Source organism: Petrachloros mirabilis, from assembly GCF_975968855.1.
On sequence record NZ_CDLUDY010000289.1, the window covers coordinates 14,417 to 35,878 of the forward strand.

At 55.2% G+C, this 21,462-nt stretch carries 20 protein-coding genes; 11 read left to right on the forward strand and 9 right to left on the reverse strand.

Annotation, left to right across the window (positions count from 1 at the left end; genetic code table 11):
* Positions 1-38: 38 nt before the first annotated feature.
* Complete coding sequence (locus tag ACWVCN_RS12425; protein ID WP_455246114.1) at positions 39-959, reverse strand: hypothetical protein; 921 nt, start codon at positions 957-959, stop codon at positions 39-41.
* A 51-nt stretch (positions 960-1,010) separates the two neighbouring features.
* On the reverse strand, positions 1,011-1,250 hold the full coding sequence (locus tag ACWVCN_RS12430) for a hypothetical protein (RefSeq protein WP_455246116.1): 240 nt from the start codon (positions 1,248-1,250) through the stop codon (positions 1,011-1,013).
* A gap of 506 nt (positions 1,251-1,756) precedes the next feature.
* On the opposite strand from ACWVCN_RS12430, the gene ACWVCN_RS12435 reads away from it, so the two are divergent.
* The 3 genes from ACWVCN_RS12435 (at position 1,757) to ACWVCN_RS12445 (ending at position 3,568) form a co-directional block, all read left to right on the forward strand.
* Positions 1,757-2,095: a hypothetical protein gene (locus ACWVCN_RS12435; protein ID WP_455246118.1), complete on the forward strand. Its 339-nt coding sequence runs from the start codon at positions 1,757-1,759 to the stop codon at positions 2,093-2,095.
* Between the two features lie 14 nt (positions 2,096-2,109).
* Entirely contained in the window at positions 2,110-2,892 is a 783-nt protein-coding gene (gene pal, locus ACWVCN_RS12440) for a peptidoglycan-associated lipoprotein Pal (protein WP_455246119.1), read from the forward strand.
* A gap of 61 nt (positions 2,893-2,953) precedes the next feature.
* Positions 2,954-3,568: a YajG family lipoprotein gene (locus ACWVCN_RS12445; RefSeq protein ID WP_455246120.1), complete on the forward strand. Its 615-nt coding sequence runs from the start codon at positions 2,954-2,956 to the stop codon at positions 3,566-3,568.
* A 442-nt stretch (positions 3,569-4,010) separates the two neighbouring features.
* Here ACWVCN_RS12445 and ACWVCN_RS12450 read toward each other — a convergent pair whose 3' ends face one another.
* The 3 genes from ACWVCN_RS12450 to ACWVCN_RS12460 all read right to left on the reverse strand — a co-directional run bounded on the left by ACWVCN_RS12450 (position 4,011) and on the right by ACWVCN_RS12460 (position 7,213).
* A complete protein-coding gene (locus ACWVCN_RS12450; RefSeq protein WP_455246122.1) occupies positions 4,011-4,253 on the reverse strand; it encodes a hypothetical protein in 243 nt (80 codons plus the stop codon).
* A gap of 351 nt (positions 4,254-4,604) precedes the next feature.
* Positions 4,605-5,252 (reverse strand): response regulator, encoded by a 648-nt coding sequence (locus tag ACWVCN_RS12455; RefSeq protein ID WP_455246123.1) that lies wholly within the window; start codon positions 5,250-5,252, stop codon positions 4,605-4,607.
* Positions 5,249-7,213 carry a PAS domain-containing sensor histidine kinase gene (locus ACWVCN_RS12460; RefSeq protein ID WP_455246125.1) on the reverse strand — a complete coding sequence of 655 codons (1,965 nt, stop codon included), beginning with the start codon at positions 7,211-7,213 and terminating at the stop codon, positions 5,249-5,251. The genes ACWVCN_RS12455 and ACWVCN_RS12460 overlap by 4 nt, the downstream gene beginning before the upstream one ends.
* A 1,481-nt stretch (positions 7,214-8,694) precedes the next feature.
* Here ACWVCN_RS12460 and ACWVCN_RS12465 point away from each other — a divergent pair.
* The 3 genes from ACWVCN_RS12465 (at position 8,695) to ACWVCN_RS12475 (ending at position 11,278) form a co-directional block, all read left to right on the forward strand.
* Positions 8,695-9,318, forward strand: coding sequence for an MlaC/ttg2D family ABC transporter substrate-binding protein (locus tag ACWVCN_RS12465; RefSeq protein WP_455246126.1), 624 nt, complete (start codon positions 8,695-8,697; stop codon positions 9,316-9,318).
* A 151-nt stretch (positions 9,319-9,469) separates the two neighbouring features.
* The gene (locus ACWVCN_RS12470) at positions 9,470-10,681 is read left to right on the forward strand and encodes an MFS transporter (RefSeq protein ID WP_455246127.1); all 1,212 of its coding nucleotides are present in this window, start codon (positions 9,470-9,472) and stop codon (positions 10,679-10,681) included.
* Between the two features lie 360 nt (positions 10,682-11,041).
* A complete protein-coding gene (locus ACWVCN_RS12475) occupies positions 11,042-11,278 on the forward strand; it encodes a hypothetical protein (RefSeq protein WP_455246128.1) in 237 nt (78 codons plus the stop codon).
* 511 nt (positions 11,279-11,789) lie between these two features.
* Here ACWVCN_RS12475 and ACWVCN_RS12480 read toward each other — a convergent pair.
* The 4 genes from ACWVCN_RS12480 to ACWVCN_RS12495 all read right to left on the reverse strand — a co-directional run bounded on the left by ACWVCN_RS12480 (position 11,790) and on the right by ACWVCN_RS12495 (position 16,807).
* On the reverse strand, positions 11,790-13,124 hold the full coding sequence (locus ACWVCN_RS12480) for an NAD(P)-dependent malic enzyme (RefSeq protein WP_455246129.1): 1,335 nt from the start codon (positions 13,122-13,124) through the stop codon (positions 11,790-11,792).
* Positions 13,125-13,336: 212 nt separating this feature from the next.
* The gene (locus ACWVCN_RS12485; RefSeq protein WP_455246130.1) at positions 13,337-13,576 is read right to left on the reverse strand and encodes a hypothetical protein; all 240 of its coding nucleotides are present in this window, start codon (positions 13,574-13,576) and stop codon (positions 13,337-13,339) included.
* A 75-nt stretch (positions 13,577-13,651) separates the two neighbouring features.
* Positions 13,652-15,385, reverse strand: a complete 1,734-nt coding sequence (gene polX / locus ACWVCN_RS12490) for a DNA polymerase/3'-5' exonuclease PolX (protein ID WP_455246131.1) — start codon at positions 15,383-15,385, stop codon at positions 13,652-13,654.
* Positions 15,386-15,436: 51 nt separating this feature from the next.
* A complete protein-coding gene (locus ACWVCN_RS12495) occupies positions 15,437-16,807 on the reverse strand; it encodes a cyclic 2,3-diphosphoglycerate synthase (RefSeq protein WP_455246132.1) in 1,371 nt (456 codons plus the stop codon).
* A gap of 107 nt (positions 16,808-16,914) precedes the next feature.
* On the opposite strand from ACWVCN_RS12495, the gene ACWVCN_RS12500 reads away from it, so the two are divergent.
* The 5 genes from ACWVCN_RS12500 to ACWVCN_RS12520 all read left to right on the forward strand — a co-directional run bounded on the left by ACWVCN_RS12500 (position 16,915) and on the right by ACWVCN_RS12520 (position 21,387).
* Entirely contained in the window at positions 16,915-17,502 is a 588-nt protein-coding gene (locus tag ACWVCN_RS12500; RefSeq protein WP_455246133.1) for a YybH family protein, read from the forward strand.
* A gap of 750 nt (positions 17,503-18,252) precedes the next feature.
* Positions 18,253-18,930 carry a phosphoribosyltransferase gene (locus ACWVCN_RS12505; RefSeq protein WP_455246135.1) on the forward strand — a complete coding sequence of 226 codons (678 nt, stop codon included), beginning with the start codon at positions 18,253-18,255 and terminating at the stop codon, positions 18,928-18,930.
* A 63-nt stretch (positions 18,931-18,993) separates the two neighbouring features.
* A complete protein-coding gene (locus ACWVCN_RS12510; RefSeq protein WP_455246136.1) occupies positions 18,994-19,851 on the forward strand; it encodes a universal stress protein in 858 nt (285 codons plus the stop codon).
* Positions 19,852-19,863: 12 nt separating this feature from the next.
* On the forward strand, positions 19,864-20,223 hold the full coding sequence (locus ACWVCN_RS12515) for a c-type cytochrome (protein ID WP_455246138.1): 360 nt from the start codon (positions 19,864-19,866) through the stop codon (positions 20,221-20,223).
* Between the two features lie 9 nt (positions 20,224-20,232).
* Positions 20,233-21,387, forward strand: coding sequence for a glutaredoxin family protein (locus ACWVCN_RS12520; protein WP_455246140.1), 1,155 nt, complete (start codon positions 20,233-20,235; stop codon positions 21,385-21,387).
* Positions 21,388-21,462: the final 75 nt, after the last annotated feature.

The window sequence follows — 21,462 nt, forward strand, 5'->3', positions numbered from 1 at the left end:
CCCACTTTAGAAAATTGAGCGTCAGCCTCCGCTCTCTATTAAAGCCAGTCCAACTCAGCCTTTGCGGCCCGTTCTCCCCACAAACCTCCGAGAGGTATGTCTGCAAGGGAATATGCGCCCGGTTCGAGATGAGGCAGTGCACGAGCAGCCGCCACCATCACCTGAGCGGTCATCACCGATTCATCGAAGCGCCCCTCGACCACAAAGTGTGCGTGTCCGAGTGGTCCAGGATCTCCCTTCCGGTCGAGAACCACGCCCCTCCCTTCCTGCGTCAGTGAAGCGAGACTCTCAACGGGAAACACCTGTGTATCCTCTCCCAAAAACAAAGGGTCGGCACGAATGGCCTGACCCACCCCATCGGGGTTCGCCCCTCGTTCTAATTCAACATAGACGTAGCGATGCAGCATCCCGTCATTTGAGCGAACCTCAGCGCACAAGGCATCCTTTACCCCCGCAACAGTCTTGGCGATAGCCGTATGGCGCAGGTTGACACCCGGGCGATGCGTGGTCTCTGTCGTCCCCTTTGGCATGAGCAACGCAAGCCATGATCGAAACATGGACAGTGCCCCGGGATCCCACCCGGCCCCGACAATGGCAGGAGCTTTATGGCGAAGAGCCAACTTATGAATCGTATCCTTGTGGGCACGAAACGCTTCCCCATGGAGCGTGGCACATTCCACTGTCGGGATTCCATGGTGGAGCAGCTGCGAAACCGTCTCTGCCGCAACCTTCGTCGGGACGCAAATCAGAGCTGCGTCAATATCTCTCGCTTGCCCAACATGAGTCAGAACCGGAATGTGCCGGATCTCATCCGGCAGTCCTTCTTTGCCGCTTGCCGGTCGCCGCACAAGAGCCGCTATCGTCTGGTCATGGCTGAGATTGACAGTCTCCGCACAGATTCTCCCGAGCCTGCCTACTCCCACCACCGCGAGACGCATTGATTTTGTTGATCGCACCATCCGTCATTCCACAGAGAAAATTTCCCCCATCCTCCGCTCGGCGGCAACCGGTTAGCTTGAGGATCGAAACTTCTTCAAACCGATCAGACCCGCCAGCTCGTGCAGCTTCTCGTGGATCGACTCATTGTTATACGTGTGGATATCCGCCAGGGCTTGACAGTATGCGGTAAGCCCTTCGAGCCACACTTGCTGATTTTCACACGTGACAGGACCTTCGCGTGCTTGTGCGATTTGCCTCGCGGCCGCTTTCAGTCTTTCTGCGGCTTCCTCAACATGACGCGATATAGTCATCCTCGCTCCTTCTGCCTCTTCGGCATCGACTACTCCCCATTGAAGGTTGCCTTCCTGTCCCCGATCGCACAGCCACCCAAAATCGACGTTTCCATTTTTCATCCCGTACGAACAGTCTTCATGAGCAATCGGGATGCCGAACAGTGTTGCCCCATTTCACTCAGGGGGGAATTCGGCCATTTCATTACTTCAAGTCCGCAAGATGGATCAAAAAACAGACAATGATCCACGGAAAGATGGACGGGCATGACAGTGTGGCCTCCCGACCAGTGCGACCTTTCGCTACAGTGGAAAGGCAGCACTGTGGCGAATCTCCTTATTGAATAACGGACCGAACCCACACCGGTCCCTCGTCCTTCTCTCTTGCCTCCACACCCCCAAGACCGAAGGCAATCCAGATAAGCCAACTTATCCTGCGTCTCCATATAATAAAAAATTGCTTAATTTTTCGGACCGGTTATGTTATGCACAAGACGCTTGGGCACAGCAAAGGAGGGGGACTTTCGATGAAAACCCACGCTCGTTACCTCTGGCTTTTTGTTGCCATCGGCTTCTTGAGCACGCTGATTCCATTCACCGACATTCTTGCAGAAACCGTCCAGAGAACGGTTCGGGGGACCGTCATTGCAACAAATGTCACAGTCGAACCCCAGATTATCGTGCTTCGAGTTATGTTGCCCAACAAGGAGGAAATGATCGTAGGAGCTCGCGTGCCAACGGATACAGACATTACCAGGGGCAAACAGCCTGCCGGCTTAGGCGATATCAAGGTCGGCGAGTCGGCTGTTGTTACATACGTGAAATCCCCTGACGGGTTAACTACCAAGGCTATACACCTTCGATAACGCAAGGAGGAACGATGTCGACCCAGATTCGGCGTCACAGTAAACCGCTTCTGCTCTGTCTCCTAACATTGACCGTTCTATCCGCCTGCTCCGGCAAAAAAATAGCGACGGGTGTCGGGGACCAGGAGTTCCAACCAGGTCCTCCCCCCCCTCCTGCTGTAGAGGAAGCCAAGGCTACCCCGGCGCCTGAACCGGCGCCTGCCGCGGCCCCCGAGCCGGCCCCTGAACCGGCCCCTCCTCCAACTCCCGAGCCAGCTCCTGCTCCAGCCCCTGAACCGCCGGCTGCGGAATCTGCCGCCGTTGCACCTCCTGACGCACCCGTCGCAGAGCCTCCTCCGGCACCGGCTGAAGAGCCCCGCGTTGAAACTCCTCCGGCCGAACCCCCTGTGGAAGACCTGCGCGCCGAGGCCCCAACGGTCGCTCCCACGCCGGAGCCGAAACCAGCGCTTCCTCCTGCTGAACCGGTGGCCGAGCTCTCCGATATCTATTTCGACTTCGATCAAGCCGCCATTCGCGACGATGCCCAGTCTGTACTCGAAGCCAACGCCGGCATCTTGCGATCGACTCCGGAAACGAAGTTGGTGATCGAAGGCCATTGCGACGAACGGGGCACCGGCGCTTACAATATCGTCTTGGGAGAACGCCGGGCCCAGTCGGTCAAGAGGTATCTGGAGGACCTCGGAGTCGATTCGTCACGGATTCAAGTGACGAGCTATGGGAAGGAACGCCCGTTCTGCACGGAACACAGCGAAGAGTGTTGGCAATCGAACAGACGAGCTCATTTCAGGAAACCCTGATGTCCGCCCGTTGTAGCGACGAGCATGTAGATGACAGGCCCTTGAATCGATGGAGGACCACGTGAAGAGAAGAGGAGCGAACTTGCTTTTCGCGTTCGGTTTCTTGGTGCTGACGGGTTGTGCAGGCACAGGTGAAGTCATTCCTTTACAAGTACGCCCTATCCTCGAAAAGGCGGCCCAACCTGCCCAAGACATACGGGTTTCCATCGGTCCGTTTGAAGACGGGCGCGAGTTCAGGACCGGTCTCGGTACCAGAACTCACCTTTGGGGAGGAGTCAGCTACTTCGATATTAAAGGAGGCGATCCCGGTGACGTCGTCTCTCAAGCCCTGACGGAATACCTGACCTCAAAAGGCTGGCACATTACTAAGTTCGGGAGCAATGAAGAATCGGACGTCACCTTAACCGGGAAAATTCAAGAACTGTTTGTGCACGCCAAGAGCCGGTTCGGCTCCACGGAATTGACTGCCAAAACGAAGTTCGCCATGCGCGCCACGAACACAGCCGACGGCAGCATCGTCCGCATGACCTTGAACGGCAGTGGAGAGGAAGACGTCTTTTGGTTCGACAATGAAGATATGGAAGCCGTGCTCAACGAGGTCCTGACCGACAGCTTCAGCAAGTTGATCCAGGATACAAAGGTTGAAAATAAGATGCTTCGCCTGAAGCAGCAGTGAGAACGTCTTTCTACCTTCTTCTGCCTGTTCTCATCGCATTCACTGGGTGAAATTCCCGGGAGGGAGGTAAGAGCGGCGTGTTGTTGGCATTCGCCACTGTCACTTGAAACCAAGATAAGGATCCTCAAAAACGGCGCCGCATTCCACGCAGCGGACTTTTCCTGTCCGCCTTCCTCCTCTGGTCAGGACATCATCAATTAGCCGCTGGTGCGTACAAGTCCTTGCCGGGGACGAGGCAACTTTTTTCGGTTCCTGAATCGCTTGAGTTTCCATCGAAACCTCCGAGTGTTGTACGATCGGACGCTCTTTCCTTTGCATTCAGGTTTCTTACCCCATGGAACGCGGTGCCCCAGCAAGCGCACCGTAACATAGTTGTCATCCGAGGGTGGCCTAGGGAACTTACTAGGACGGCCCATCAGAATTTATTCGAACAATCTGCTTCTCAGACAAAGGGGGATACAGACGGTTCCCCCCGCCTTTTTTGCTTGCAAGCCCTGACCTTATAGGTTCGCCCTGGATCCAGCGTCACGCTGACAAGACCCGTCCGACTCAAATAATCAATGGCAACAAATACCTGATTCCACGTGAGATCAGGACAGAGCCCAGTCACCTCTTCCAGGGGACAATCAGTACCCAGCTTCTCCAGCGCTTCCTGAACACGGGAAATGGTTGCAGAGACAGCCATGGCACACCCCCTCAGTTGGCTTTATGGTTAATACGTTCGAGCAACAATTCTTTAAAAGGATTCATACGAGCTTCCTCACGGTATGAAGGGAAGAGAATCAAGCGCTCCGCGAAATAAGTTCCCCAACAGTGACTTGCGTCCTCGCTCGCGGGAACTTTACCTTCCCGATACCGGGTATACGGTAGAGGAAATCGATTCAGACGGGAACTAGAAGAGGTGCTAGCACGGCAAATAAAAATTACTAGTGCGGCGAGAAGCTGGTGTGGAAAAACCGCATTGACAGCGGCAGGAAGCAGACCTTAAGCCATCCACAACCTCCTGCCGCCAAGAGTGGTATTGGTTCCTGCGCAATTACAAGCTCACCAATCCTTCGGCAATCGCGTATCTGGTCAGTTCCGCAGTGGAATGCAGATCGAGTTCGTCCATAATGCGGAATTTGTGAAATTCCACCGTTTTAACGGAGATGTTTAATATGCGGGCGATCTCTTTGGTCCCTTTACCCTCCGCCACAAGCTGGAGCACTTCCCGCTGTCGCGGTGTCAGGGTGGCAGGCGGCCGTTGTTGTTTCGTCTCCTCAATCGGCTGGAGTGTTGCGGCCAACACATCCTTAGTGATGAGGGGGGTCATGTAATGCTGGCCGCTCATGACAGCCCGAAGAGCGTGCTTCAGTTCCGACGTGGCGGACCGCTTGATTAAATAGCCGGAAGCGCCTGCCTTGAAGGCTTCCATGGCATAGGCCGGCGTGGAATGCATAGTCAGAAACACGAGCTTGCACTCCGGAACCACCTTTGTCAGCTGGCGCGCCGCATCCAATCCATTTAAGAGAGGCATGGAAATGTCCAGAAGAATAATGTCCGGTCGCAGTTTTTTCGCTTCCTCTACCAATGTACGGCCATCTTCAACTGTGCCAACAACTTCGCCTTCCGTCTCTACGAGCTTTTTCAGCCCGGCCAACACAATCGAATGGTCATCCGCCATCAAGATACGCGGCCGTGTCACGCTTTGCCCTCCTTCAACGGGATCCAGGCACAAACCTTCGTCCCGTCTGCTGGACGAGAATGAACACGAAGGAAACCGCCCATAAGCCGCATCCGCTCGTGCATGCTGATCAAACCCAACCCCTTATTCTGGCTGTTCTTGCCGCCTACGTCGAATCCCTTCCCGTTGTCGGTCACAGACACACCGATCCCTTTCGAAGATCCACTCAACCTGATCATGACCTCATGGGCATTCGCGTGCTTGTGAATATTCTGCAGGCACTCCTGCACGATACGGAAGAGACAGGTCGATTGCTCGATGGACAGCGACGAAGGAACATCCTTGGCTTTGCACAAGATACGAAGACCGGTTCTGGCAGCAACCTTATGGACGTGATCATTGATCGCCGGGTGCAGACCTGCGTGGACGAGCACGGAAGGATGAAGTTGATATGCCATGTTATGCACGTCGTCTGCGAGCTGCTCGAGCTGTTCACGAATCGGTTCCAGCGGTTTTGAAATGCGCTCGGGTAGAACGGAGGCATGCTGCTCCAACGATGCAATGTCAAGCACCAGCGCGGCGAGACGCTGGCTGAAATCGTCGTGAAGCTCTCGTGCAATGCGTTGCCGCTCTGTCTCCTGAGCGGCGAACAACTTGTTAGCCAAGTCTTGCAGTTGGGACCGGTGCCGCCGAAGCATCTCCTGGCTCAGTTGTAACTCTTCCTCGGCTTGTTTGCGATCCGTGATGTCTACCCCGAGCCCTCCGATGTATTTCCGCCCGCACGAATCCTGGAAGAGGAACTTGCTGTTCAGCCACCAAGACACGTTTCCGTCCGCATCCCTGGCCTGCTCCACCACTTCCAGGCGGCGGTTTTCCTTCAGGACGATCGCATCATGCTCTCGAAACCTTTCGGCGATATCTTGCGGCCACACCTCAAAGTCGGTCTTGCCCAGCCAATCTTCGAGTCGAACGTTGAACCTTCGCTCATAGTTCTGGCTAAGGTAAACATGTCTGCCTTCGGCATCCTTTATCCATGCGATGGTCGCACTGTTTTCCAAGAACGCTCTCATGCGTAGATCGTTCTCTCGTAAGGCCTCTTCTGCCCGTTTCCGATCGGTGATGTCTGTGACGATGCCGCCGATTGCGTAAATCCTGCCCGCTGTATCTCGCAACGGAAACTTTACGACGATGCTTGTATGGAGGCCGTCGCCGTACCAGGCAGTTTCCTCGAACTCCTCAGCTTGTCCGGACTCCAGGACACGGCGATCATTCCTCTGAAACTGATCGGCCTGTTCCCGCGGGAAAACGTCGACATCTTTCCTCCCAAGCACGGTCCCTCGCCCGAACTGGAACACTTCCTCGAACCGGCGATTCACGTAGAGATATCGACCGTCTGTTCCCTTGAGAAACGCGAGATTCGGCGCGTGATCGAGGAACGTTCCGAACCGCTCCTCCTCTTCGCGCAACGCGCGTTCCGCCAACTGACGCTCGGTGACATCACGAAGGACGATGGTTATGAGCTTCCTCTTCCCGACACTGACCTGTGAGATTGAACTTTCGAACGGGAATTCCTCTCCACCGGTCCGAAGCCCTACCATCAGGTTGAGCCGACCGGGCTTTTCAGAGCCCTTCTTTGCTTGCGCAAAAGCCTTGATAAGACCGCGATTCGTCGCGCGAAACCGCTTTGGAACGAATCGATCCAGCGGCTGCCCCTTGACCTCTACCGCAGAGCAAAGAAACATCGACTCGGCTGCCTTATTGAATTCGACGACGCGTTGTGTTTCATCGACCGTTATGATCGCGTCCAACGATGAATCGATGATCTTCTTAAGCCTGGCACGTTGAACCTCCAGATCACACTCAACCCGTTTGTGTCCTCTGAGGCTAGGGAACGCCTTTAGCAGTCGCGGTTTAGCGTTCCTATATCTGGCGCCAGTCTTGTCAGGTCTGGTCTTCTGGCGAGGCCTTCGTCTCGCAGCCACAAACTACCCTCCAATCTCGACTAGGACGGTCGTGACATCGACAAGTTCCTACTCACGACCGCCTTGTACTTAGGGGCGAATTGCGGTACGAGTCTATGCCTTTCCCCCCTACCTGACAATAGACGAGATGCCGTCGGGCAGAGGCCAGTAATATCTTCCTCCCCGACTAGTAATCGTCCCAGTTCCCCTCGAAAAGCTCGATGACGTAAAGATGATGCTCATCACAGCAATCGCTGCACCTCGACCCACCCTAGTCTCTTGGGAAGGCAAGCGATTTATTGTATTGGTTTCCCAAGAAATTACCTGAATGTCATCTACCGATTCGGATTCCGATCACATCTGCCCCGCAACAAAGCTCGGCGCCACCGGCACCATTGTGGTGTCCTCAAAGGACTGCCGTCTGCTTTTCATCGACAATAGAGCTATCGAACTCATAAGGTTGCTACTCTCAGAGTATCCCGATTCCAGGTCGGCGCAGGTGCTTCCCAATTGCCTCAAAGACCTTGCTCGTGAAATCGTGAGCAAGAATTCATTCCGTATGAGCGCTAGTCACTCAAGCATCGAGCATCTGCACCGTCTTGTCGGATCACCTTCTCAGCCGGTTCGTGTGAAGGGATTCAGACTGCCCGGCCTCTCTCAACAGGATGAGAGGGTCGTGCTGATCCTTTCTCAAACAGAAAGTTGAATAATGTCATGGCATCAGCAAGGGAGATTGCCGGCACCCCCAGCACCGTCACCAATAGTCAGCTGCTTTTCTTCTGTCCGGATCCTCTCCTATGCCTGATTGGTTCTGTCTCATCAGGTCATGAAGTTGTCGCTCGCAAGCTCTGACAATCAGCTTGTGTCGCTTCTTGCGACAGCATTGCGCAAGTACGTGGTGAATATGTCATCACCCGTATCTGAAACACTTATCCGCCTTCCGTGCGCCTTTTAGCAAAGCCGTTTCTTTCATTCACATTTCAAATCGACTCCCTGCATGGCATACCCGTTGCTCCGACTTGTCATCATAAAAGACCGGGTTGTGATTAATTATCTCCCTTGCTGTCAGTTCAGGCGAAAGGACTGTTTATTTCCTTCGAGGCAATCCTCGCGCGCAAAACCTTCCCGAGCCTTGCACCTCTCCTGCCTACGTGTTGCATGTGTGGAATGATTCGCGATGATACGGGGACTATTCCAGCACACGGCAAATGGATTACCCTGACATCCTATCGGAGTCTGCATAAGGTGGAGATCAAAAGATCTGCTCTTTACCCGTACCTAGTGCCCCTTGTTGTCTTGTCCTGGCTTAAGGCAAAGTGAGACTCTTTTTCGAAAAGAACGGATGAGCGTAGGATCTCTCGAGCAGAGACTGACGCGTTAACTGCAGATTGAAATGACGCTGCCAGGAGAATGGATCAAGCAGCTGGACCAGATGATCGCAAATCTGTAAAAACTTCGCCGGCCCAGAAAGAGAAAGAGGGAGGTACGGTATCACGGCTCTAATGTGCAACACTCCATTCACAACACTCTATCTCGCAGGATTGTTTGCCGCCATCGTACTGCAAGTCTCGACCGCCTTCGCAGGCCAGGAAACTCCCACCGAGGTGGTCCGTGCCACGATCGACGAAGTGATCCGCATTCTCGAAGACCCGGAACTTAAGGATCCGGCCAAGCTGATCCAGCGTCGACGAATGCTTGAAGAGGTCATCGCAAGCCGTTTCGATTACGCGGAGATGTCAAAACGGGCGTTAGCCGCCCATTGGAGAACCCTGAGCGAGACCGAGCGCAAAGAGTTCGTCGAACTCTTCAAGAGTTTTCTCTCGGACCGCTACGCCGAGAAGATAGAAGGATACGCCGGAGAACAAGTTTTGTATCTCTCCGAGCGCGTTGAGGGAACTTATGCCGAAGTGCGAACCGAGCTACGGTCAAGCAAACTGGAAATTCCCATGGACTATCGTCTATTTCTGAAGGGAAGCCGCTGGCATGCCTATGACATCATCGTGGACGGCGTGAGCCTCGTGAAGAATTATCGAAGCCAATTCAATAAGATCATCCGTGAAGATTCGTATCAAATTTTGGTGAGAAAGCTGCGGGATCGGACCATGACGGAAGAGACAAAGAAATAGCCGTTCCCTGCGACGATTTTCCCTTTCCCGTCAGCCATTGACCTCTATCCTGTCTCGTTCAATCAGATCGTCGGTTCTGATACTCTGCCGGAAACAATCAATAGGCCGGAACAGGTCGATTCCGCGTCGACTTCAGCCGAGACCACAAACGATGCAGCCACAAGCAGCAGGACATCCCACTTTGCACCATATTCCGTCAGGGGTCTGGGTACTTGGAACAGTCAGCCTGCTCATGGATATTTCGTCGGAAATGATCCACAGCCTGCTTCCGTTATTCATGGTCACGGTTCTCGGAACCGGGACCATTGCCGTCGGGATGGTTGAAGGTCTCGCCGAGTCACTGGCGCTCGGTGTCAAATTCTTTTCGGGAACCTTAAGCGACTATCTGGGGAAACGGAAGGGATTGGCCTTGCTTGGCTACACCTTGGGCGCCGTCACCAAACCCCTCTTTGCCGTGGCCTCAGGCATCGGTCTCGTATTGACCGCTCGCCTGCTGGACAGAGTCGGGAAAGGCATCCGCGGCGCGCCTCGTGATGCTTTGGTCGCCGACATCACCCCTCCGTCCCTTCGCGGCGCGGCGTTCGGTTTGCGGCAGGCGCTCGATACCGTTGGCGCCTTTGTGGGACCTTTGCTTGCCGCCGGGCTGATGCTGCTGTGGGCCAATGATTTCCGAGCGGTATTCTGGGTCGCGCTTATTCCGGGTTTGAGCGCTGTAGCGCTGCTCCATTTCTGTATCCAGGAGCCACTTCATGTGCGGAGCCGTACGACGAGAAACCCGATCCATCGAGAAAATATTTCCCGTTTAACAGCAACGTATTGGTGGGTTGTCGGCATCGGGGCCACCTTCACTTTGGCACGATTCAGCGAGGCGTTTCTGGTCCTCCGTGCCCAGCAAGCAGGAGTGGCGATTCCCCTTGTACCATTGGTCATGGTTGCGATGAACATTGTCTATGCCCTTTCCGCCTATCCCTTCGGCAAACTTGCCGACAGGGCGAGTCACAATAGGCTCCTCATGCTTGGGCTCGTGGTTCTTATTGCGGCTGATCTGGTGCTGGCGAGAGGAGCTCATTGGAGCACTGTGCTGCTGGGGATCATGTTGTGGGGTCTCCATATGGGTATGACGCAAGGGTTGCTCGCCGCAATGGTGGCCGAGGCGGCTCCGTCCGATCTGCGGGGGACAGCCTTCGGATTCTTCTACCTTTCAAGCGGGTTTGCTATGCTGATCGCCAGTCTGTTGGCTGGACTCCTCTGGGATCAGGTAGGCGCACCGTTCACGTTCTACGCCGGCGCAACCTTTGCGGGAATAACTTTAATGAGCTTGATCTCCCGTCCACTATGGGCGCCAACTACCGGGGGAAGTTGAAGTAAAAATATTTTTGTTCGGCTGGAACGCGATGGTTACGGTGCTGTTGGGCAGAGCTCAGGAGGTTGACATAGCAGGTAAGAGAGTTAACTAGTAATTGAGCGAAGGCCTCGGTGAGAGGAACACCGAAGGGAATTGAGGCCAAGTGCAGGGGTGGTGAGCGGGCCCACTGACGGGTGGGAAGCCTAAAATCCCTCCAACTCCTCCACAAGTTGTGAAAGCTCTCTAAGCCCGCCTTCGCTCAGTTTTTTTCCTCCCTGTGCGATGAATCCCATAGCTCCAACGAGATGAGGCTCGTATTATCGGAACCTATCAATAGGAATCGGTCACATCGAAGGGATCAGGAGGAGGTCATCGAGCATGGATGGCAAATATGGATGGGTGAGGGCATTTCTGCGAGAGGTTTTCACCATGCCGCGCCAACATGTGTTTGTCTTTCTCGTCGCCACGATCTTGCTGATCGTCGTCGAGGTGGAATTGATCGAGGGATGGCATCTAGTCCATATCCTTGAGTTGCTCGGCGTCATGCTCATGCTCTACATGGGATGGGTAACATACCGTGCAGCCCGAATTCTGAACAAACGACAGAAGCTATAGCGTTCTTAGGAGTGGGCAGTTGTCCTATTGGGAGACACAAGAGGGAGCGCTAAGAACTTCGTTGTGCGTCCCGATCCCTACGATCGAATCAGAGTGAAACCACCACAACTCGCTCCGCCCCTTAAAGATGAAAACGCTCCAAGCGTCCGAAAGGAGGAAAGGTAGTATACGAAGAGGAAAGCATAAAAAAAGCTCGCCCCTGCATGGACCACGGGACTTGCCGATTGGCCGGAATCAGATTTAGCAACCCTTCAGTCGCCTAAGGCTGGTTGCCCCGCGCCTCAATCTTCGTACCGGCTCGCATAAACGGCCATGCCTAGTGGCACCGACAATTGAAAGCGCGCACCCTGAACCCGAAACCGCTACTGAAGCAGACCCGCTTCCTCTGCACGCTGGCTGTGCAAGAGCGAGTCAAAACCAAGGCTGCTGACCTCTCATAAGCACTGGCCACCTCCTTCAATTCTTACTTAATCACCCCTCTTCTAGAATCAATGATCTTTCTTGCAACAATCTATTTTGGTGCCGGAGGAATCACTCCTTCGTTCATGAAAAGGCGAAGCCCGTCTCTCGCTTCCCCGATCCTCCTTACCGCCTCCTCTATGAGCTGCTCCTTCGATCGGCTCAATTGAGCCAACCCCTGTTTCTGCGCCATGAGCGCAGTCGCGGCCGCAATGCGTGGGACGACCTCCCATTCCTCCATCGTGCAGATGATATTGCTGTCACCGATGCCTCGTTCTTCCGCGCAGGCCGCCAGTTCCATGGCGGCTGCAATCGCCATCTCGTCCGAGATCGTTCTCGCCCGCACATCCAATGCTCCGCGAAAAATTCCCGGAAACACAAGCGAATTGTTCACCTGATTCGGAAAATCGCTCCGCCCTGTGGCCACTATGCTGGCCCCTGCTTCCTTTGCCTCCCACGGCCAGATTTCCGGGACCGGATTGGCACAGGCAAAGATGACGGGATCTTTCGCCATCGTCTTGACCCATTCCGGTTTGATGATCCCTCCTGCTGAAAACGCGATGCACACGTCCGCTCCTCGAAGCGTCTCGGCAATCCCGCCTCGCCGGTTGTCGCCGTTCGATTCCCGGCAGATCTTCCACTGTTCAATGTAATCGGGATTGGCTCGATACTCGGCACGGTGCTTCCCGAGTATGCCTCCGAGGTCACACGCCACGATCGCGGCAGCATCCGCTCCGTTGGCCTTCAAGATTCGATACGTGGGCACGTTGGCCGCACCCATGCCGATCATGGCAATACGAATCTTTCCGATCGGCTTGTCGACGATCTTCAGCGCGTTGACCAATGCCGCGAGAAGGACCGTTCCGGTCCCCTGCTGATCGTCATGCCAGACGGGAATGTCGCAAGTGCGACGGGCTTCCTGCAAGACGCGAAAACACTTCGGCATGGCGATGTCTTCGAGGTTTATGCCCCCGAAGGACGGCGCAAGAAGCTTCACTGTCCGGACGATTTCTTCCGGTTCTTTCGTCCCCAAACAGATCGGCACGGCATCCACGCCGCCGAGATATTTGAACAGCAATGCCTTGCCTTCCATGACCGGCATGCCCGCTTTCGGCCCGATATCGCCGAGGCCCAATACACGGGTGCCGTCCGATACAACGGCGATGCTGTTTCCTTTGTTCGTCAGATCGTAAACGAGTTCCGGCGTTTTCTGAATGGCTTGGCAAGGAGCAGCCACGCCCGGTGTATACCAAATTGCAAAGTCCTCCGGTCCGCGTATGGGGCACTTGGGTGCCGTTTGGATCTTCCCCTTGTAGTAGGCGTGAAGCCGCATCGACTTCTCGCCCGGCTTCTGCGCTTTCGCGAGCAGTTCTTCGGGTGTCGGCATGGCACTCCTTCCTCTCTCATGCTCAAGACGGAACACGACGCGTGAACCGAAACTTTATCGGACACGCTGCCAGCAAGAATCGTTTGATGGTAGCCTCTGTCCTTCCGGGACGAAGCCCATCGGTCGCCACTGCAGTCTCCGCGGCGAAACGTAGATACGGCACCATATGAAAAGTGAATCATGGCGCCCCCGAAAACGAGCGGGGGCGATATTCAGACGAGACGGGTTTTCCCGTGACCGACGAAAAGCTTGTCGGCTTCTAACCGCGAGAGGTTCTTTTGGCGATGGGCGAGAATCACCGGATCGACCCGCTCGCCGCAGCTCACACAGCGCCAGTCGACCGATCCGATTTCGAACACCGGCTCCGGCACCATGAGCCCGCCGCAGCGATGACAGCGGTCGAGTGCCCTCTGTTGAAGCCTGGATTTCTTGGCAACCTTGACCATGGACACACACCTCCTCTCGGCTGAATTGTTGGGTTACCCTTGTGAGCCACATTCTCCGAAAAGGATTCATGTCATTGCGATTCAGGTCTTCAGCCTCGTCCGATTCAGCAATGGCCGCAGGCTTCCCAAAGGCCTGCTGTTCAGAACATCCCCCTTTTCAAGCCATCCTCGGCGCGCCTGCCCGACCCCGTAGCGAAGATTCCAGAAATCGAGGGAGCTATGGGCGTCGGAGTTGATGCAAACTATGACACCCTCCTCTTTCGCCATCTGACAATCTCTGTCGGTGAGATCGAGACGGACCGGATGTGCGTTCACTTCCAGAAAGCAGCCTCGTGCGCGTGCATGCCGGATCAGGCGCGGCATGTCCACATCGTACGCGGCTCGTTCATCGATCAATCGCCCGCTGGGGTGTGCCAGGATTGTGAAATACGGGCGATCCATGGCTCGCATGATCCGTTCCGTCTGTTTCTGCCGGGAGAGTCTGAAATGGCTGTGGACTGCGCCGACCACCAGATCGAGCCGGCTCAAGTCTTCATCAGGGAGATCAAGGCTCCCGTCCTCCAGAATGTCCACCTCGATCCCCTTTAACAACCTGATGCCGTTCAAGGCCTCATTCAGCCGATCGATCTCTTCAATCTGTTCAAACAACCGCTTGGGATCGAGACCTTTCGCCATCGTGAGGCGTCTCGAATGGTCGGTGATCGCCAGATACTCAAGACCACAACCTCTCGCCGCATCCGCCATTTCCCGGATGGTATTCCGACCATCGGTTGCTTTGGTGTGGACGTGCAGATCCCCTTTCAGATCGCAGACTTCAACAAGCTCCGGCAAGTGTCCGGTCTGCGCCGCTTCGATTTCCCCGCGATTCTCACGAAGTTCGGGCGGAATCCAAGGCAGTCCGACCGCGCCATACACCGATTCCTCAGTCTTCCCCGCGACCGACCGATCCCCCCTGAAGACTCCATACTCGTTGATCTTCAGTCCGCGCTGTTGGGCCAATTGACGAACGGCGACATTGTGCGCCTTACTTCCAGTGAAGTACTGGAGGGCCGCCCCGTAACTCTCCTCAGGGACGACCCGTACATCCACTTGCAAGTGACAGACGAGCCGGACGCTCGCTTTGGTCGCACCATGCGCCAGGACCTCTTCGACTTCCGGATAGGACACAAACCGCTTCATCACCGGGCTGTCCGAAGACGCGGTGACGAGGATATCAAGATCTCCGATCGTGTCTTTGGCCCGCCTATAGCTTCCCGCCGCAACGACGCGTTTCACCCTCGAGGATTTCCTCAGATGATCCATCAGAGCTTCTGCGTATTGAGTCGCAACCGCCAACTTGAAACGTTTTTCGGAGCTAGTCCTGGCTTTCAGTTGCTCAAGAATATGGCGCTCGATCTTATCTCCAAATCCCTGAAGCGGCTTTACCCGCCCCTCCTGCGCAGCTTTCTCCAGTTGTTCAACCGTCCGAATGCCAAGATCGCGATATAACGCCTTCACCCGTTTCGGACCGATCCCCGGAATTCTGAGCAGATCGGTCAATGTCGCCGGAACCTTTTTCCGATGTTCTTCGAGCGCGACTGCTGTTCCGGTTTTGACAATCTCTTTGATCTTCCCCGCCAAATCATCGCCGATGCCCGGCAATTCAGTAAGATCCCCGCCCTTAGCCACCATTGCAGAAACTTCTTCAGACAAATCCCGAAGCGTGCGTGCTGCATTGCGATAGGCGCGGATACGGAATAAATTGGCGCCTTCGATATCGAGCAGATCCGCAAGCTCATCGAAAACCGAGGCGACATCCGCATTGTGAACCGGCACCGCTCACCCCGCTCTTTAATTTCCCGTAACCCTGTAAAGAGCCGGCATTGGCTACCGCCTGCTCGCCAGTGCATTCATCACAATAGTGCGAAGCTTTCCGCTGGGTTCTTCGAATTCATAGCGCACCCGGCAGCTCTCCTGCCTGATGTTGATCAGCCGACGCAAATCGACCGGCGTCGCGATAAGCACGAGATCGCACTCCACTTGGTTCACGGTCTTCTCCAGGTCCCTGATCTGATCATCACCGTAACCCATGGCTGGCAGGAGGCTCTCCAGATGCGGGTTGGTTTGAAAGGTCCCTCGGAGGCTTCCGACTGCAGCCGACCGTGGATCGACAATCGTCGCTGCCCCGAATTTCTTAGCCGCGAGCATCCCGGCACCATAGGGCATCCCGCCGTGCGTCACAGTCGGTCCATCCTCGATCACCAGCACACGCTTATCTTTGATCAGCGAAGCGTCCTCCACCGAGAACGGCATAGTTGATTCAACGACGTGAGCCTTCTGATTGGCGAACCGAATCGTCCGAAGAACTGCCTCGATAGTGGAAGGCTCGGCCGTGTCCACCTTTGTAATGACGATGACGTGGGCCCTAAGCAGATTGACTTCTCCGGGAAAGTACCTTTGTTCGTGACCGACTCGGTGGGGATCAACGAGGACAATTTCCAAATCCGGTTCGAAAAACGCAAAGTCGTTATTGCCTCCGTCCCAGAGGATCACGTCAGCCTCGGATTCAGCCAGACGGAGGATCCGTGCATAGTCAACTCCCGCGAACACCACCGCTCCAAGCGCGATGTGAGGCTCATACTCCTCTCGCTCTTCGATCGTACAATGCGCCTGCGTAAGGTCCTCCCGAGTCGCAAACCGTTGGACTGCCTGCTGCACCAGATCACCATACGGCATCGGATGGCGGACCACTGCAATCCGGTACCCCTCTTCCTTCAGCCACATGGCAATCTTCCTGGTGACCGGGCTCTTCCCTGCTCCTGTCCGCACAGCACAAATCGAGATGACCGGCTTGCACGAACGAAGCATCGTCGAATGCGGCCCCAGCAAGCGAAAGTCGGCACCGGACGCGAGTACACGCGAGGCTTGATGCATGACATGTTCGTGAGAGACGTCGCTGTAGGCAAAGACGACTTGCTTCACCGACTGGGCGGCAATGACAGACTCTAATTCCTCCTCGGAAACAATCGGGATGCCGTTCGGATAGAGGGCTCCGGCTAGCTCAGGAGGGTACGTCCGCCCTGTGATGTTAGGGATCTGGGCTGCGGTAAAAGCCACAACGCGATACCGAGAATCGTCACGAAAAACGACATTGAAGTTGTGAAAATCACGGCCAGCGGCTCCCATGATAACCACGTTCACGACGTCTCTGACGCGATTTTCCACTGGCTCCTGGCGGCTGCTGCTGACTTCTGCCACAGAATTTGTCCTCCTTCACAAGCGGCCGAGATGCGGGACTCCCTCAATTCACTGGAGACTTGCACGAACACCACGCAAGAGTTCTTGGTCTCTACCTTGCAGAACCCATGCTCGAACCCGCTCTTCACAATCTACAGGGGGCTGCTTTAATGGCTATACGTGGGATGACGATCTGTTCCGCATTCATTCTTGGAGTGGGCCTCTTGGCGTCGCTCGCATTGACCGGAGAAGCCAAAACACAGCTGTCGTCCAGCGCGATTCAGGAGGTTGATGCGACAACCCTCAAAGAGTTGCTGGCGGCATTTGATCAGGCAGAGCAAGCCATGCAGGCACAGGACCTGGACGGCATCATGGCCCTGTATTCAGACAAGTATCTGTACCATGGCCTCAAGAAAGCCGATATCAGAAAAATCTGGAGCCAACTCTTCGAGCATTATAAAGAACTCGAAAGCATTCATACGTTCTCCGTCATTCGCACCGTGGGATCCGGCAGCAAGCTGACCGCAGAAATCACCTGCACCGGTGTGGTGTGGGGAACATCCAAAACGACGACGTTACGGACGCCGATCGACAGTTGGTATGAGGAAGTGCATTATCTGAAGAAAGAAAACGACCGTTGGCGGATCGTAGGTAATGTCGGGGGGGAATCTCAGCCGATTTTGCAATTCGGTATCGCGCCACATCCGCTTTTCTAGAAAAGCCCGGCGCTGCCTGTACTGTTGAAACATTCCCCATTCTTCGGCATGGGCCTGCCCTGGAAGGCAACAGTGCATACCGCAGCCGGTCGTGGGTCGGCGCGGCGGTTTCTTTCAACCCGTTGAATCTGTGCGGCACTCGGCAGGTTCTCCTAATCGCTTACGTTCCTGGCATTGCCGATGCACATCATGTGAGGTGTAATAACTCGAGCAAATGGGTGCCGCGTATGGTCTTAGAGCGGTTAATCATAAGAATGGGATTCATCCTTAGATCGGCAATGGCTCCCGGGCACAGATCGGACTCGATCGGGCCGATTTGATGAGAAACCAAGTCGTTCCCGATCTTTATCTTATGATCTGAACTGGTCAGATGCTGTTCAAAAGGACGGCGTCCTGAGGGTGCACTTGCCGAAATCTGAAAAGGCGAAACCTAAGGCGGTTGAGATCAAGGTAGCATAATTCGAGAGACTCAGGGGTTAGCCCGAAAGGAAATGAACAAGGCAGATTCTGCCATTACCTCGGTTGTCAGGAAAGGAGGGCGCTATGTTCCGTCACCCTCATTATCTTGAAGTACCTTGGGACATTCATTGGCACGAAGAGGCCGCTCGCCGACACCGACGGCTCTGGTGGTTGATAGCGCTTGTAGTTGTACTCGCCGTGCTTCTGATTGGAGGCAGTGTTACAAACGGGATCCTGTAGCAAGAAAATCGCAGCCTCGAACTCAGACTTTTTTCGAAGGGAGTCTGTTCAGTGGTGTTTCACAATCGCGAAGAGGCGGGACGACAGCTTGCCGCCAAGTTGCAGCAATATAAAGAGACCCAAGGCGGCGTGATTCTGGCGCTCCCGCGAGGCGGCGTTGCCGTAGGCTACCAGTTGAGCATTGCGCTGCATCTTCCGCTGGATGTGTTCATCACCCGCAAGATCGGCGCACCGGGGAACCCAGAATATGCGCTTGGCGCCGTGAGCGAGCTCGGTAACATCTACTTGAACCCTGATGCGGTGGCGGAATTTCGGCTTTCTCATAAAGATCTGAAAAATATCGTCGATGTTCAACGGCAGGAGATCACCCGCCGCCAACAGCTCTACCGGCAAGGGCGGCAACTGCTGCCCCTCAAGGACCACCTGGTCATCATCGTAGACGACGGCATCGCCACAGGCTCTACCTTCTTTGCATCGGTGGAAGCCATTCGCCAACATGTCCCCTCGCATCTTGTGGCAGCTATCCCCGTCGGACCGGCTGAAACCATCGCCAAGGTCAGAAGCCTTGTCGACGAAACCGTGGTGCTGGCTACACCGGAGCCTTTCTGGGCAGTCGGCAACCACTACATCGATTTCACGCAGGTCGAAGACCGGGATGTTTTGGAATACCTGAATCTGGCAGATGAGTCGCTTCGTGAATGGGCCGAGCGGGAAGAGTCCCCCCTCTAGCTAGGGAGCGAGGAAGATGGAGAAGTCGGTTCCCCCCTTACTGCAATTTAGAACGAGGCACAAATGAAAATCGTCGTCGGGGTCGATTGGTCTGAACAGGCGTTCGCCACCGTGCAGCAAGTACTTCATGTGTACCGGCCGACCGAACTGACCCTGGTCCACGGGGTCGACCTCGGCATCTTTGAATACCCTATCGTGGCGCAGGCGGCTAACCTGCAAGGCTACGAAGATTTCCGGAAAGCTCTCATCGATGCGGGACGAGAAGTCTTAACCCGCACCGCCAACTTGATCCCCTTCGATTCCGAAGCCATCAAGCAAGTCCATGAGGTCGGCAATCCCGCAGAGATTATCCTCAAAACGGCTGAGCAAGTCGGAGCCGACCTCGTCGCGATAGGAGCACGAGGGCGCGACCGAATGACAGAACTCTTCCTCGGAAGCGTCTCCCACCGTGTGCTCATGCACGCCACCCGCCCGACCCTGATTGTCAAGGGGAAATCCAGCCCCATCCAAAGGGTGCTCGTCGCAGTCGAAGGGAAAGAAGACGCCAAACGGATCACACAATGGCTGACTGTTTTCCCTTTCGCCAATCCCGTCGACCTCTGCGTGCTCAGCGTCGTCGTCCCGATCCGTTTAGCCGAGCCCTACAGTGTCACCGGAATAGAATCCTGGATGGACACCGCCAAAACGTATGCCGACGATCTCGTTAAGGCAGTGGGAGCTGACCTTATTGGTAGCCGATACAGTATAGGCACCCGTGTCGTCGTAGGCGAGGTAGCCAAGGCAGTGGCGGAGCAGGCGAAAGACATGGACCTTGTCGTCGTCGCTTCACACGGGCGCAAGGGGCTGGAGCGTTTCCTGCTAGGAAGCACGTCCCATGCAATCGTCCACGAAGTGACGTGTCCCATTCTCGTCGTACGCTGAAAGGAATTACCCATGAAATCAATACTGGTTGCTGCTATCGCATTTGTTTTTATCGCCACCTCCTGGGTTTCAGCTCAAGGCGTTCGGGGGAACCCGAAGGCTGGTGAGGCCATCTATGTTAAAAACTGTCTCCGATGCCATGGAGAGAAGCTGGATGGCAACGGACCGGATGCGCAATATCTGATCGTTCAGCCCGCAAATTTCCAATCTCAGAGTTCCCGGTTCAAGACTGACTGGGAGTTGCTGGTGACGATTTCGAACGGTGTTCTCTTTACCCCCATGCACAGCTTTCGCGGAAAATTGACAGATGAGCAAATGCTCGACGTCCTGTCCTACATCAGATCGGTGGCGCCGTTCGACGCGGTGGGTTAACGCACCATTGTGTGGTGTCAGCCGAAAGACCTCCGGCAGTTCTTCCCGCTTCTCGGTCTCTGGCTCCTGCTGCTGGTGCAAGGATATGGAATCGTCGTTCATGCCGGCGAACCGGCCTTCGACATAGAAGTCTTTGTCCGTTCCGGCTGTCCCCACTGCGAGAAGGCAAAGATCTTTCTTGCCGACCTCCAGCAGGAACGGCCTGCGCTCCGTATCGCCATCCATAACCTTGCGGAAAACGAAGAGGCTCGGAAGCGCCTCGCAGATTTGGCGGCCGAGCGAGGTATTCTCACCGTTGGTGTTCCCTCCTTCTTCATCGGTTCAGACCTGATTGTAGGATTTCATTCAAGCGAGACTACCGGGAGAGCAATTCGAGCAAGACTCGATCAACTCCGGTCGGGGAAGGCAGTAGCCATCAAGTCTCCCGGTATTGAGACGACCTGGTTCGGCGAGATTCGCGTCAGCGATCTCGGTCTTCCCCTCTTCACCATCGCCATCGGCCTTCTGGATGGCTTCAACCCCTGTGCGATGTGGGTGCTGCTGTTTCTGCTCTCTCTTCTTGTGAACCTTCGTGACCGCCTGAAAATGGCGGTCATCGCGGGAACATTCGTGGTCGTCAGCGGCTTGGTCTATTTTGCATTCATGGCGGCCTGGCTGAATCTATTTCTTCTCATAGGATTTTCTCGAGCTGTCCAGATCGGGCTCGGGGGCATCGCCCTCTTCGTCGGAGCAATCAACGTAAAGGACTTCTTCGCGCTGCATCGGGGCGTCTCTCTGAGTATTCCGGAGTCCGCCAAACCAAGTTTCTACGCCCGCGTCCGGGCCATCCTTCAAGCTGACAATCTTGTCGGCGCGTTGATCGGCATCGTCATCCTGGCTACCCTCGTCAATATCATCGAATTTCTCTGTACCGCGGGCTTCCCAGCCCTCTACACGCAGATCCTCACCGCTCAGCAATTGCCCCTGTGGACATATTACGGCTACCTCGGCCTCTATAACGTCGCTTATATGTTCGATGACGGTCTCATGGTCGCCATTGCCGTAGTTACGTTAAGTCGTACGAAACTGCAGGAACGCACCGGGCGCAGGTTGAAGTTGATCAGCGGTGTGGTCATGGCAGGGTTAGGAGGGATCTTGCTTCTTGCACCCAAGTGGCTTATTTGATTCGTGAGTACGCGATGTGCCCCTCCGAGGATATCCGGCATGCCCCAATCTTCCACAAGATCTTCAGTCGAGTCC

Excerpts from the sequence above, each read along its gene's own strand:
- ACWVCN_RS12450 (WP_455246122.1), bottom strand. The coding sequence starts at position 4,253 with ATGGCTGTCTCTGCAACCATTTCCCGTGTTCAGGAAGCGCTGGAGAAG.
- ACWVCN_RS12430 (WP_455246116.1), bottom strand. The coding sequence starts at position 1,250 with ATGACTATATCGCGTCATGTTGAGGAAGCCGCAGAAAGACTGAAAGCG.
- ACWVCN_RS12435 (WP_455246118.1), top strand. The coding sequence starts at position 1,757 with ATGAAAACCCACGCTCGTTACCTCTGGCTTTTTGTTGCCATCGGCTTC.
- ACWVCN_RS12425 (WP_455246114.1), bottom strand. The coding sequence starts at position 959 with ATGGTGCGATCAACAAAATCAATGCGTCTCGCGGTGGTGGGAGTAGGC.
- ACWVCN_RS12470 (WP_455246127.1), top strand. The coding sequence starts at position 9,470 with ATGCAGCCACAAGCAGCAGGACATCCCACTTTGCACCATATTCCGTCA.
- ACWVCN_RS12515 (WP_455246138.1), top strand. The coding sequence starts at position 19,864 with ATGAAATCAATACTGGTTGCTGCTATCGCATTTGTTTTTATCGCCACC.
- ACWVCN_RS12480 (WP_455246129.1), bottom strand. The coding sequence starts at position 13,124 with ATGCCGACACCCGAAGAACTGCTCGCGAAAGCGCAGAAGCCGGGCGAG.
- ACWVCN_RS12475 (WP_455246128.1), top strand. The coding sequence starts at position 11,042 with ATGGATGGCAAATATGGATGGGTGAGGGCATTTCTGCGAGAGGTTTTC.
- ACWVCN_RS12465 (WP_455246126.1), top strand. The coding sequence starts at position 8,695 with ATGTGCAACACTCCATTCACAACACTCTATCTCGCAGGATTGTTTGCC.
- ACWVCN_RS12510 (WP_455246136.1), top strand. The coding sequence starts at position 18,994 with ATGAAAATCGTCGTCGGGGTCGATTGGTCTGAACAGGCGTTCGCCACC.
- pal (WP_455246119.1), top strand. The coding sequence starts at position 2,110 with ATGTCGACCCAGATTCGGCGTCACAGTAAACCGCTTCTGCTCTGTCTC.
- ACWVCN_RS12500 (WP_455246133.1), top strand. The coding sequence starts at position 16,915 with ATGCTCGAACCCGCTCTTCACAATCTACAGGGGGCTGCTTTAATGGCT.